10 protein-coding genes and 1 pseudogene are annotated in these 13164 nt (G+C 58.2%); 9 read left to right on the forward strand and 2 right to left on the reverse strand.

The genetic code is table 11. The features are described from left to right. Positions 1 to 290: 290 nt before the first annotated feature. The 3 genes from IVA95_RS10210 (at position 291) to IVA95_RS10225 (ending at position 4174) form a co-directional block, all read left to right on the forward strand. On the forward strand, positions 291 to 635 hold the full coding sequence (locus IVA95_RS10210) for a hypothetical protein (protein WP_247510357.1): 345 nt from the start codon (positions 291 to 293) through the stop codon (positions 633 to 635). A 542-nt stretch (positions 636 to 1177) separates the two neighbouring features. Next, the gene (locus IVA95_RS10220; protein ID WP_346657991.1) at positions 1178 to 3229 is read left to right on the forward strand and encodes a PAS domain S-box protein; all 2052 of its coding nucleotides are present in this window, start codon (positions 1178 to 1180) and stop codon (positions 3227 to 3229) included. Positions 3230 to 3538: 309 nt separating this feature from the next. Further along, a complete protein-coding gene (locus IVA95_RS10225) occupies positions 3539 to 4174 on the forward strand; it encodes a tyrosine-type recombinase/integrase (protein WP_247510358.1) in 636 nt (211 codons plus the stop codon). A 116-nt stretch (positions 4175 to 4290) separates the two neighbouring features. Here IVA95_RS10225 and IVA95_RS10230 read toward each other — a convergent pair whose 3' ends face one another. Then, positions 4291 to 6084 carry an adenylate/guanylate cyclase domain-containing protein gene (locus tag IVA95_RS10230; RefSeq protein ID WP_247510359.1) on the reverse strand — a complete coding sequence of 598 codons (1794 nt, stop codon included), beginning with the start codon at positions 6082 to 6084 and terminating at the stop codon, positions 4291 to 4293. Between the two features lie 230 nt (positions 6085 to 6314). Here IVA95_RS10230 and IVA95_RS10235 point away from each other — a divergent pair, with 230 nt between their 5' ends. The 3 genes and pseudogenes from IVA95_RS10235 to IVA95_RS10245 all read left to right on the forward strand — a co-directional run. Beyond that, positions 6315 to 6620 (forward strand): methyltransferase, encoded by a 306-nt coding sequence (locus tag IVA95_RS10235; RefSeq protein WP_247510365.1) that lies wholly within the window; start codon positions 6315 to 6317, stop codon positions 6618 to 6620. A 173-nt stretch (positions 6621 to 6793) separates the two neighbouring features. After that, positions 6794 to 8131, forward strand: a complete 1338-nt coding sequence (locus tag IVA95_RS10240; RefSeq protein ID WP_247510360.1) for an extracellular solute-binding protein — start codon at positions 6794 to 6796, stop codon at positions 8129 to 8131. Between the two features lie 913 nt (positions 8132 to 9044). Further along, positions 9045 to 9711 (forward strand): annotated as a pseudogene (locus IVA95_RS10245) (aspartate/glutamate racemase family protein); the annotation flags it as partial. 198 nt (positions 9712 to 9909) lie between these two features. On the opposite strand, the gene IVA95_RS10250 reads toward IVA95_RS10245, so the two are convergent. Then, complete coding sequence (locus IVA95_RS10250; RefSeq protein WP_247510361.1) at positions 9910 to 10869, reverse strand: MBL fold metallo-hydrolase; 960 nt, start codon at positions 10867 to 10869, stop codon at positions 9910 to 9912. An 87-nt stretch (positions 10870 to 10956) separates the two neighbouring features. On the opposite strand from IVA95_RS10250, the gene IVA95_RS10255 reads away from it, so the two are divergent. From IVA95_RS10255 to IVA95_RS10265, 3 genes are all read left to right on the forward strand, one after another. Continuing rightward, positions 10957 to 11583 carry a winged helix-turn-helix domain-containing protein gene (locus tag IVA95_RS10255; protein WP_247510362.1) on the forward strand — a complete coding sequence of 209 codons (627 nt, stop codon included), beginning with the start codon at positions 10957 to 10959 and terminating at the stop codon, positions 11581 to 11583. A gap of 53 nt (positions 11584 to 11636) precedes the next feature. Further along, complete coding sequence (locus IVA95_RS10260; RefSeq protein ID WP_247510363.1) at positions 11637 to 12617, forward strand: adenylate cyclase; 981 nt, start codon at positions 11637 to 11639, stop codon at positions 12615 to 12617. 85 nt (positions 12618 to 12702) lie between these two features. Beyond that, on the forward strand, positions 12703 to 13164 hold a 462-nt coding region (locus tag IVA95_RS10265), incomplete at its 3' end, for an IS110 family transposase (protein ID WP_247510364.1).

Consider the following 13164-nt stretch of genomic DNA (forward strand, 5'->3'; position numbering starts at 1 on the left):
ACGCCATCATGCGGAGGGCATGCCCCTACCGCGGAGAGAACCATGAACCCGGCAAGGATGTGGAGAGTCTTGACCGCAGGCCCGGAATTAGAGAACAGCGGTCAAATTCGGAAGTGCTTTTGGGGTCGGGTGCTAGTCCGCTTTCATCCCGGCAGCCGACGTGGACGCCGACCCGAGTGCTTGGGCAGCTAAGGGCCAATTGAAGACACTCTTTTTTAACCCGCCGCTAATCGTTGGACGCGAGGATGCGCCAAAATTCTGACGCTCACACCCTTAGCACTGGCGTCCGCATGACGAAGTTTCAAATCCAGATACATCCGCATCGAAGTCCCGGCCTGGATACAGTTCTCCTGTTATCGCAGTTTGAGGCTCTGTCAAATGAGAGGGATTGGATACAAAAGCCATTTGTGAAGCACGGTTTTGACGAGCACGCCTTTATAAACGTGATGTTCGAAACGGACTATCCGAAGCTTTTCTGGAAGCTTCTCAGGGAAAAGCTCGATCAAGCGGACGACTTTGGCCTGTCCATGAGGGCCACGTCAATTATCATTTGTGAAGGCAAGAGCGGTTGGGACGACTATCTGATGCTCCATCACTACGACCCTGGCATTAGCCGCGAACATCTTCCGGAATGACCGCTTCGGGTCAATCGCGTCTCTTTGACCGCGCGCAGCAAACTTCTGCTCTTCACCGATCATCGGACATCGCGGAGCGGGGTGCGACAGGTCCGAAAAGGGCCAAGAGCGGAAGTCGGAATCATTCGATCACCTCGTCGGGGCTCAGTCTGAAAGAAGCCGCCAACCGAGGTGGTTTTCTGTTCGTTCAAGTAGAGGGCAGTTCTTCCCTGATAGTCGCCGCCTGGCGCGTGAGTAGTGCCTACCGACCATGATGGTTCTTGTCTCCCGATACGGGTCCGAAGGCGGGTACATTAGGTTGGTTTCCAATTCGACGTTGTTTCTAGCGAGCGGTCAGAGATAATCTCGCGTCAGAGTGCGAAGGTCTAGCTGCTCCCATACATAAGTATAGTGGTCACGCGATATGCCCTGATCGATCATTCGCTGCTGGGGCGAAGAGCTACCGGCATCCAATGTTCAAGACCGGTTGGGGAGGCAATCTGCCGCTGCGGGACGCGCAACGGCGAGCTACTCGTCCCAAAAATATGATTCGATGAGATCAATTGTTCTCGGCAACAAAATCGACCATGCCACATCCTGCTCAAGTACCCTCTGAGATCGTCAGCAAGTGGCAGGAGATCGTGGATCTACTTGCCGAGATCGTGCACGTCCCTTCCGCGTTGATCATGCGGGCGGAGCCGCCCAGCATCAAGGTCTTCATATCAAGCAATGCCAAGAGGGATCCTTGGGGCGTCGTGTCGCTCGATACGGGATTCTGTTGCGAGACCGTGATGAAGACCCGCCAATCGCTGCTTATCCCTGACGTCCGCGAGGACGAACGGTGGAAGTTGTGCCCTGACAGTAATCTGGGATTGATTTCTTACCTTGGTGTTCCGATCGCTTGGCCGGACGGCGAGATATTCGGAACTCTCTGTGTTTGTGACAACAAAAGGAACGAGTATAGCGGGCTTTACATCAGACTCATGCTGCTGTGGCGCGACGTATTGCAGGCCGACTTGGAAACGTTGGCAGCGCGCCAGCGTGCGGAAGAGGCGCTGCAGGAGAGCCAAGAGCGCTTTCGCATCCTCATGCAATTCTCCTTCGGGGTGTACTGGGAGACCGACGCTCAGCATCGCTTTATCCGCCAGGAGTTCGCCGATCGCCTTGCCGACGCGCCGGCGCCGGGCTCCGAGATCGGTAAGACGCGCTGGGAAGTGCCGTACCTGGAGCCTGACGCAGAGGCCTGGCGCAAGCACCGGGAGACGCTTGATGCGCATCTCCCGTTCCGCGATTTCGAGCTCGCCCGGCCGACGTCCGGCGGCGGCAAGCGCTACGTGTCTGTCTCGGGGCTGCCGGTGTTTGACAAGGCGGGCCGCTTCGTCGGCTATCGCGGCGTCGGGCGGCACATTACCGAGCGCATGCGCACCGACCAGGCGCTACGGCAGAGCGAGGCGCGTTTCCGCACCTTCGTAGACCACGCGATCGACACGTTCATGCTTCACAACCAGGATGGAATTGTTCTCGACGTCAATCGAAACGCCTGCGAAAGCTTGGGCTATAGCCGGGACGAACTGATCGGGATGACTCCGTTCGATTTCGATGCGGATCTGAACACAGTGACGTGGCAGCGTTACGGCGATCGCCTCAAAGCGGGGGACATCGTAACGTTCGAGAGTCGCCATCGCCGAAAAGACGGCACGGTGTTCCCCGTCGAGATTCGCGTGCGAGAGTTCTGCCAAGACGGCGGCCGGCGACTGTTCATTTCCCTAAGCCGGGACATCACCGAACGTAAGCGAGCCGCTGAGGCTTTCCGCGAGAAACAGGTGGAGCTGACGCACGCCAGCCGTGTCGCAACGATGGGCCAGCTCACCGCCTCGGTCGCCCACGAAGTCAGCCAGCCGATCGCCGCGACGCTTACCAACGCCCAGGCCGCGCTGCGCTGGCTCGGTTCTCAACCTCCGAATCTGGAGGAGGTGCGACAGACGCTCGCTCGCATTGTCAATGACACCAAGCGAGCCGGCGAGGTGATCAATCAGATCCGTGCCCTCATCAAGAAAGCACCCGCGCGGAAAGATAGCATGGACGTCAATAACACTATCCTCGACGTCATCGCCCTGACCCGAAGCGAAGTGCTCAGACATGGCGTCTCGCTGCAAACAGACCTCGCGACCGGCTTGCCGCTCATCAAATGCGTTCGCGTCGAGCTGCAACAGGTAATTCTCAACCTGATCCTCAATGCGGTCGAAGCAATGAGCTGCCTCAACGAAGGGGCGCGGGAGCTACGAATCAGCACGAACACGGATATCTCGAACGGTGTGCTCTTCGCGGTGCGGGATACCGGTCCGGGGCTGGACCCGACGAGTGAGGATCGCCTCTTCGAGGCATTCTACACCACCAAGCCGGACGGCATGGGTATGGGTCTATCCATCTGCCGTTCGATCATCGAGACGCACGGAGGGCGGCTGTGGGTCACCGCGAATGAACCGCGGGGCGCAGTGTTTCAGTTCACCCTGCCTCCCGAACAAGACGAGCCCGTTCGCGCCGCGCGCGCGATGGTTGGACCGGATCCCTCAATGGCACCACTGCGTGCCGAAACGCCATTCACGGTAGCGTAGTCGCGCGCCGTGTCGATTTCCCAAAGCAATCGTGCGTGGCAGTGGCCTAGGCGCGCAGATAACCGCTTACCTCGCCCGAGAAGACAACTCCAGCAATCTCGCGTCTGACAAGCAACGAAAAAAGAGGATTGTCGCTAGACCGCTGGTGCGTCCGGCACCAGTACGGCCAGGGTCAATGTCCGTTCCGGGTCAAAATGCGACTTCTGGTCTGTCGAATTGGACCCGAGTAACGTCCTCAATCGTCTGAAAGCCGACGTTCTTTCAGGTTACCAGATTGAGAATGGCCCCTCGTTAACCGAGGAGGTCACCATGACTGAAGTCTTAAGAACAATCGAGAGCGTCTCAAGGCACGTCCCTTGGAATAAGGGAAAGATCGTCGGCGCAAAGCCGCCGCTCCGCCCGAAGCACGTGTGGTCCATCCGGACGAAGCTCCAGGTCGAGGGCCGGATCCGTGATCTGGCTCTGTTCAACGTAGCCATCGACAGCAAACTTCGGGGTTGCGACGTCGTGGCGCTCAAGGTCGACGACGTCGCGCCGAGCGGCTATGCAGCCGACCGTGCAAGCGTCCGGCAGAAGAAGACGGGACGGCCGGTCAAATTCGAACTGACTGAGATGACGCGCCAAGCTATCGATGACCATCTGAGGGCGACCGGCAAGAAGCCGGGCGAATATCTGTTCACCGGCCGGCGAGGACCAAATTGCAGTCTAACCACTAGGCAGTACGCGCGCCTGTTGTCCGATTGGCTTGCCGGTATAGGGCTGGACCCGCATCTGTTCGGGACGCATTCACTGCGTCGAACCAAGGCGACCCTCATCTACCGACGTACAGGCAACTTACGAGCCGTGCAGCTGCTTCTGGGGCACACGAAAATTGAGAGCACCGTTCGTTATCTGGGAATCGAGGTCGACGACGCGCTCGCAATAGCAGAACAAGTTGACGTCTGAACCATCGGGGCGGAGCGGACATGCTCTGCCCGTCCCTTTTCGGCGGCTTCGGGCCAGAAGCGGTCATTTGTGAGGATCGACCCTTTCGACGTATTTTGCCTTGACTGTTTGCCAACTCACCCTTCCGGTAGCCCTGCTTTGCGCAAGCCCTCGGCTATCCGCATACGCTGTACGAGACAGATCGGATTGTCCATTGGCGCACTGGCATGGAAGTGGGACAGAGTGAAGTTGGGATCGACGGCGAGTCCCGCCTCTATCGAAGCCCGCGCGTCCTCGACCCGCCCAAGATGAGCCAACGCGGCGGCAAGAAAGAAGTGAACGAAGGCGGCGACATTCCGGTTGGTCTCGATCGATCGCGTGAACCAGCGAGCAGCAGCTTCGTCGGCCGCAAGATATGATTGCGCAACACCAGCCGTTGCCATCCAGCTGAACGCTCTGTTGTCACGGGGGGAAAGCCGAAATGCCTCCATGACGCAGGCTTCCGTTTCCTCGGCTCGACCGAGATAACACTTCCCAAGTCCAATCCACACATAAGCGGAGGCCAGATTTCGATCCAGCAGCAATGCACGCTCACATTCGGCGATGCCCTGAGCGGCGCGTTTGGTAAAAATCTGCACGACACCGAGGAGGCAGTGCGCTCCGGCGTGGTTTGGCGTGTACGCAAGTACCTTGGTCAAAGTCGCCTCGGCTGCCACGAGGCGCGCGGTCCGGTCGCCGGTCAACATAGAGGTTCCCCGCATGGCATCGACGAATGCCGTGCCAACCATGGCCTCAACGTTGCCCGCGTCCAGACAGAGGGCCCGTTCGAAATATTTGCGTGCCTGCGACAGGTCTGCGGGATTCCCTCCTCGGTTCACGCTCGCCATACCCTGGAAATACAGGTCCATCGAGTCGGGATGTGGCGCCCGCGCCGCTCGGCGCGCCTCGGCGGTGACCAGCTCCGTTCCAAGCTGGCTGGCTAGTCGCGAGACGATTTCGTCCTGCATATCGAACAGATCGGCGATGGGTTTATCAAAACGGTCGGCCCATAGGTGTGAGCGGGTTGCTGCGTCCACGAGCTGAACGTTTACGCGAAGGCGATGACCGCTATGCTGTACCGAACCTTCGAGGACATAGCGAACGTTTAACTCGCGACCAAGCTGCTTGAGATCAATCGCTTTGCCTTTGTAGCTGAATGCGGTGTGACGGCCGATCACGAATGAGCCCGAGATGCGCGACAAGTCCGTGGTCAGGCTCTCGGTCACACCATCGACGAAGTAGTCTTGCTCGGGACCACCGCTGAGGTTCGTGAAAGGTAGCACAACGATGGAAAGACGCGGCGGCGAAAGCGGGTCCGGCCTTGCGCATCCAGTCGGGTTACCCAGACCAGATCCATCCCGGACCACGACATAGGCCCGCACCGGGCGATCGATGTTCTTGAGGCTCTGCTCGCCAAGATCGGCGAACTCAACCCCGACCTTGCCTCGGACTTGATCGTAGGCAGAAGACGAGATGCAGATGCCGCCTGGTTCTGCGATGCTCTCAAGCCGGGCCGCGATATTGACGCCATCTCCAAAGATGTCATGGGGCTCGACGATTACGTCGCCGATATTGACGCCCACGCGGAATGCAATGCGCCTGTCTTCCGCCTCAGCGATTGTAAGTTCTGTGATGCGGGTCTGGAACAGCACAGCAGCCCGAACCGCTTTGACCGGGCTCGGGAATTCCGCCAAGAAACCGTCGCCGGTGTTCTTCACAATGCGGCCGCCGTGTTCGGCGATTGCCGGGTTGACAGCGTTCGTTAGGAGCGCGGCCAGTTTGGTATGGGTAGACTCTTCGTCATCATGCATGAGCCGCGAATAGCCAGCCACGTCAGCGGCCAGTATCGCCGACAACCTACGCTCGACCCGGGCTGGTCGGTCTTGCACCATAGCATTGGGACCTCTCAGCTTCGACTTATACGACAGACCCGCTAAGATGCCCACTCAGGCTGATGTCGGTTTTTGGACTACCCGGCGGTTGGAGGTCGGGCAGAGCGTGTCCGCTCTGCCCGGGTATCTCAGACATCAACTTGTTCCGCTATTGCCAAAGCATCGTCTACTCCGATCCCGAGATACCTGACCGTTTCGAAAGGATCCCACGCGGCGCCGACACGATCGTGATGAAGAGCATCATCCACAATTGGAAGGACGATCGTTGCAGGATCATCCTGCGCAATTGCCGCGATGCGCTTCCATCCGGCGGCAAGCTGATCATTGTCGAACGGATCATACCGGAGCCTGTCGCGGCGGATCCTGAAGCCCGTTCGCGCGCCATGAGCGATCTCAACATGCTGCGGGGACCCGGCGGCGTCGAGCGGACGGAAGCCGAATACCGCACGCTGGCCGAGTCTGCCGGCTTCGTTTTTTTCAGCACGTCCGGTGCCGGTGCGTTCAGCCTCATCCAGTTCGAGAGGGTCGCCAACTGATTTCGAATATTTGAGGACATCGTGGTCACGAACATCAAGACGTTGCGCGGGGACGTTCATCAACATCATTCGATCCGTCGTCGTGACCCAAGCTCTTGCCAGCGCGAGAGCAGACGCCGTGGTGAAGCACACAGAATAACAACAAGGCCGATTTCTCAGTTTGGAGGGCAACAATGTCACGAAAAATATCGCGCCGGCAATTTACAACAGCGACCGCCATATCAACTGTAGCCCTCATCGCTGCGCCTCATGTGCGCGGTGCTTACGCTGCCGGTAAGCTATCGATAGGTCTCTGGGATCACTTTGTGCCCGAGGCCAACAGGGCGTCGGGCGATCTCATCAGAGGATGGGCCGCGAAGGAAAAAGTGGAGGTTCAGATCGATTACATTGCAAGCCAGGGCAACAAGCTCCTGCTGACCATCACCGCCGAAGCGCAAGCAAAAGCTGGTCACGACATTCTCGCTATGGCGACGTGGCGGCCTCACACCCATGCCGACCAGCTTGAGCCGGTTAACGATATCATGGAGCCGATCATCAAGCAGAACGGCGAAGTTACCAGCGTCGTGAAGTATCTCGGCCAAGTGAAGGGCAGGTGGATGGCTGTTCCGGCTACTGCTGGCAGCGCAATCCTAGCTCCGTGCTCTCGCATTGACCTAATGAAAAAATACGCCAGCATCGACGTGCAGGACATGTATCCAGCCGGAGGGCCGCCGAGAGCCGACAGCTGGACAACGGAAGCGTTCCTAAAGGCAGCAGAAGCCTGTCATAAGGGAGGATTTCCCTTCGGCATCGGATTGGGAGAGACAGTCGATAGCGTGGTTGCCGCCGGCGCATTCTTCCAGTCATTCGGTGCGCAGCTGGTCGATGCCAACGGCAATCTCACCGTCAAGACCGACGAAGTGCGCCAAGCACTGGAATTTTACAGGAAGTTGATCTCGTTTCTGCCCCGCGACGTGGCGGCGTGGGACGATGCATCCAACAACAAATGGCTAATTTCCGGTAGAGGAGCGCTGATCATGAACCCGCCGAGTGCCTGGGCGGTGGCCAAGCGCGACGCACCGCAAATCGCCGCGCAATGCTGGACCCACGGCTTCCCAGCTGGTCCGAAAGGCCGCTTCGCGCCGTATCTGCCTTTCTTCTGGGCTATATGGGAATTCTCTAAGAACAAGGAAGCCTCCAAGAGCCTACTCGTCCATCTCTCACAGCCGTCATCGATTGAGAAACTGGTGGTTGCGAGTGGAGGTTATGATCTTCCGACTTACGAGAAGTTCACGACGTTAAAGGTTTGGGCGGAAGCGGAGCCACCTAGGGGCACCCTTAATCACTACCCTAACCCTTATAATCATCAGAAGCTCTCCATCGCGGCTTCGCCAGCTCCGCCGAAGGTTGCGCAGCAGATCAATGTACAGGCGACGCTGACCAAGATGTGCCTCCGCTATTCGCAAGGTGAAGCGATGGAGAGGGTTCTCGCCTGGGCCGAAGGCGAGTGCGAAGGCTTTATGCGGACTTGAACAGAGATAGCGTGCACTTAACGCATCGGAACCCGACCTGCGGGCTGCATTCGCGCTTAGGTGCCCAACGCGGTCGCGCCTGTGCTTCGGACGCGCCTGCCGTGCAGCTGCTGCGATAAAGATATCGATCGTCGGCTCCGGGTCAAAAGGCAACTTCGCGCAGCGATCGGGCTACTTCCGTTTTTCCTGCAGCAACGGACATCGCTCGGAACGCTCCGCAGATCCGTTTTGGGCCCAATAGGTGACATTCAAAAAGCAAGAGGCCGCCAACTGAGCGGCATTACTCTCGGTTGGTGGTCCACGTTTGCTCGCCACAGTCGCACTTGTACATGCGGAACGAGTCACCCTTACGCGGATCAAGTATTCTGTGAATGAGCTTTGGCTGTGCCCCGCACCGGCCGCACCGAATGGTGGTCGCTTCTTGATTTGAAACAGGGTCGCACTGGTCATACGCTGCACTCCCGAGTAGGCGGGAGCGCTGTAATCACCATAGATTACCAAGGTTGACCGTGCGGCGATGGCGGACCTTAGACCTTTTGTCCGGTTCCAGACATGGTTATTTGGGTGGTTGCAGGCCGGGCGAGGCCATTCCTTGATGTGGGCGGGTTGTCTCAGCTTCTCGGGCTTGGCGTCAGGCCACTGTGATTGGAACAAAAGCAGAGTGCGCCCCCTTGGAGTAGTTGAGTGCGTTCCGCCGACTGAGCGCTCCGACCTAGAACGGCCTCAGACGCCCCCGAGCTGGGGCCGTTTCTTTGGCCACTCGCCAGATCAAACAGGCCACCGACCAAAAGGCGGTTACCCCTGAAAGTGGACATCGCTCAATACAGTCGGCGCGTCTCAAAGGTGCCAAACTCGGAAGTCGTGAAAGTGGCGCTCCCATGATATTCCAAACACGGGCATTGGGAGGACCTACATGAAGACCATCGGCATATTTGGTGGAATGTCTGCGGCGTCGACGCAGATTTACTACCGTGAGCTATGCGCGATGACGCGGGAGAGACTGGGAGGACTTCACTCTCCCGAGTTGCTCAGCTCTCTTGATTTTGCCAAGATTGAAGCCCTTCAAATGGAGGGCGACTGGAACTCCGCTGGCGTTATTCTCAACAACGAGGCTAGGGCGCTGGAGCGTGGGGGGCGGACGTGATCGTTCTGGCAACGAACACGATGCACAAGCTTGCGGGAGAGATGATGACCGGGATCAAAATCCCGTTTGTTCACATCGCAGACGCGACTGCCCAGGCAATCAAGAAAAGGGGCTCCGCAATCCCGGATTGATGGCAACTGCCTTTACGATGGAGCAATCGTTCTACACCGATAGGCTCATTGCCGCTGGCCTCAGTCCGATTATCCCAAATGAATCCGACCGAGCGGAAACACATCGGATCATTTACGAAGAGCTTTGCAAGGACATAACTACCGCTCGAAGTACAGCAGCCTACGTAGCAATCGCCAATCGGCTTGCCGCATCAGGGGCTGACAGCCTGATATTGGGATGCACAGAAGTGGGAATGCTGCTCAATCAGGGAAACGTTGCGATGCCGGTTTTCGACACGACACTGATACACTGCAAAGCGGTACTGATTACGCGCTGGGGTGACCGGTCAGGGTCAAGAACCAAGGTCGGACCGCGCCCTGCCGTCGTCCGTTTTATCCCACTAACGGACATCGTCCGCTCGGTCGGCCCTGTCCGAAAAGTGCCAATATCGGAAGTCGAGTGGCGAATGGGCTCGTAGCCCATTCGCATGGCGGAAGTGCCGAATGAGCGTCTTAAGCAAGCTTCAGGGCCTTCGGACTTCAACCTTCTCTCCGACTTCGATTACCGTCAGATCTTCACCGAGTTCCACGGGACCTAAATAGGTCTTCCGCGTTGGCGGAATTAGGTCCTGCTCGGTGGCGTTTGGCAACACGATATGTGAGTACACCGCCAGCTTAGGCTTGGTCCGCGCGAACACCTCGCCCGCTTGCTCTGGCGTGGTGTGGTGGGCGATGATGTTTGCGGCCCGCGCTGGCGGAACTCCAATGCGCTGAAATGTCTCTGGCGAGACAACGTTGTGGACCAACAAATCAACGTTCTGAGCGTGTTGAATGAGATTTTCAGAGATGCGAGTGTCTCCGGAAAGCACAACCGATCGGCCGAGATAATCGATCCGATAGCCGAAAGCCGGCTTCACCGGCGTGTGGTCCACTTCGAACGCGGTGATCTTCACGCCGCTGTTCTGATACACAGCACCTTCGGTGATGTCCTCGGCGATTAGGACCACGCCATCGGGCGGTGCTCGGTCGTCGTCTAATCGAATCCGGATATCGAACTCGAAGGCCTGCTCGAGGAACGACATCATGCGCTTGGTCCCTCTTGGTCCCCACACCTTCAGTGGTCGGTCTCGACCTGGCCTGCCCACAAGCCAACCCGTCAGCCACAGATCCGGAAAACCGACCACGTGGTCCGAATGCAAGTGGGTGAGAAAGACGGCGTCTATCGCCTGCCAGGGCACCTTGACCTGGTTGAGCCGCTGCAGGGCGCCCCGACCTGCGTCGAAAATAAACTTCTGCCCACCCGCTTCCACCAGGGTGCTCGGCCCGAACCGGTTCATAACCGCAGGAGGGCATCCTGTGCCCAGCAAGGTAACTTTGATTTCCTGCCCTTGGGCGGCTGCCGGGAAAATGGCGAAGGCAAATAGTGCAATTCCCAAAGAGCTGAAAAATGAATGGCTTAACGCGGCGAAGACTGGGCGGATCATGAACGCACTCCTCTTGCTCGTTGAATTTTCAGGAATCGGCTGTCCGGAAGCTGTTGCTATCCCACGCCGCACCATGATGCTGTACAGTTGACCTGGCGTCCTGAAAGTTTGCCGAAATTTTCGGAAAGAGACCTGCAAGAGGCGGCCTTGCTTAAGTCATCGCAGCATTCAATCGTTGTCGGCGACCGGACCATTGAGCTTGGCCGCGAGCTGTTGATCGACGGAAGGGGCGACATAGTGCCCTTGCGTCCTCGAGCCTGGTTGGTACTTCGGCTTCTCGCGACGCGAGCCGGGCGTTTGGTTGGCAAAGACGAAATCATGGACGAAGTCTGGCCGGACTGTGAGGTCACGGAAGACTCCCTTGTCCACGCCGTTGCAGACATCAGGCGTGCTTTGGGAGAAGCTAATCGATTAGCCTTAAGGACCCTGCCGCGCCGCGGCTACATGCTGGCAACAAGCGGAAAGCCGATTGCCGGCGCCGACCTTTCGATCGCCGCAGCACTAGAGCGTGCCGACCTTGAAGAAGCATCGACTCCATCTGTGATGCCGCATCTGTCCATCGTTGTTCTACCGTTCGCAAACCTCGGCGGCGATCCTGAGCAAGAATATTTCGTCGATGGTGTGACTGACAGTCTTACAACGGACTTGTCGCGCATCGCCGGCGCGTTCGTCATCGGCCGCAACACCGCGTTCACCTTCAAGGGAAAGCGGTAGACGCGAGAGAGATCGGCCGTGAGCTGAATGTACGCTACGTGCTGGAAGGGTCGGTGCAACGCGGTGGCAACCGCTTTCGCCTGAACATCCAGTTAACCGACACTCAAACCAGAACCCACGTGTGGGCCGAGCGCTTCGACAAGCCGGCCGCTGACTTGTTGGATATGCAGGATGAGATCGTATCGCGACTGGCCAATACGTTGAATGCCGAACTCATCAAAGCCGAAGCGCGGCGCGCAGAACGATCGCTCCGCCCGGACGCCATGGATCTATACTTTCAGGGTAGGGCTTTTCTGAACAAGGGAGTGACATCTGCGTTCATGGCGCGAGCAAAGGACTTCTTCGTGCGTGCCCTGGCGCTTGATCCCGACAATATCGAAGCGGCGGTTGCCGCGGCTCAGGTCGATGTATCGCTGGGTTCATCCTTTATAACCGATGACGGATCAGTGCATTTCAAGATCGCGGAGAACGCGCTGAACAGCGTGTTGTTACGTGCCCCGAATCATCCCAGAGCCCACATGCTGCTCGGCGCAGTTCAAATTCGGACAAGCCGCGCTGCCAAAGGTATTGCTGAATGTCATCAAGCACTCGCGCTAGATCGGAATCTGGCCGATGCACATGGGTTCATCGGGCTTGGAAAGTATGTGCTGGAGCGTGACGCGGAGGTAGAGGGGCACATTCAAGATGCGCTGCGACTGTCCCCGCGCGATACGCGCGCATTTCTTTGGTTCATGTTTGTCGGGATGGCCAAGTTGATGACCAAATCGGATCTTGAGCCACTCGACTGGCTTCGCCGGAGCATTGAAGCCAATCCCAATCACGCGCTTTCTCATTTTCACCTCGCTGGTGCACTGGCGATGACGGGAGACCTGAAGGAGGCACGATCCAGTGCAGAAGCAGGCCTGGCACTTGATCGCAGCTTCACCGTCCGTCGATACCGCATCAACGTCTTCCGGTTCGACAATCAAGAATGGATGGCCAGGCTTGAGCAATTGTATGAGGGCATGCGCACGGCCGGGATACCAGAGGGATAATGTCCGTTAATGGGATGGTCCGGCCGTGCTCCGGCCCTGCCAGCACGAGAAGCTGGCAAGGGGCGCTCAAGACAAGGAGCACGCCATGTCTCAGAAAATCAACGCAGCGATCGCCGTGATCGGCATCGATATTGGCAAAAACTCGCACCACATCGTGGGTCATGATCACCGCGGTGCCATCGTGCTGCGGCAGAAGTGGTCACGCGGCCAGGTGGAAACGCGGCTCGCCAACCTGCCGCCGTGCTTGATCGGTATGGAGGCCTGCGTCGGCGCCCATCATCTCAGCCGCAAGCTCCAGATGCTTGGCCACGACGCCCGCCTGATGCCGGCGAAGTACGTGCGCCCGTATTCGAAGGGACAGAAGAATGACTTCCGAGATGCGGAAGCCATCGCCGAGGCGGTCCAACGCCCGACCATGAAGTTCGTCGCGACCAAGACCGCCGATCAGCTCGACCTTCGGGCACTGCACCGCGTCCGCTATCGATTGGTCGGTCAGCGTACCGGCGTCATCAATCAGATCCGTGCGTTCCTGCTGGAGCGGGGCAAC

This window comes from Bradyrhizobium sp. 157 (genome assembly GCF_023073815.1).
Classification (GTDB): domain Bacteria; phylum Pseudomonadota; class Alphaproteobacteria; order Rhizobiales; family Xanthobacteraceae; genus Bradyrhizobium.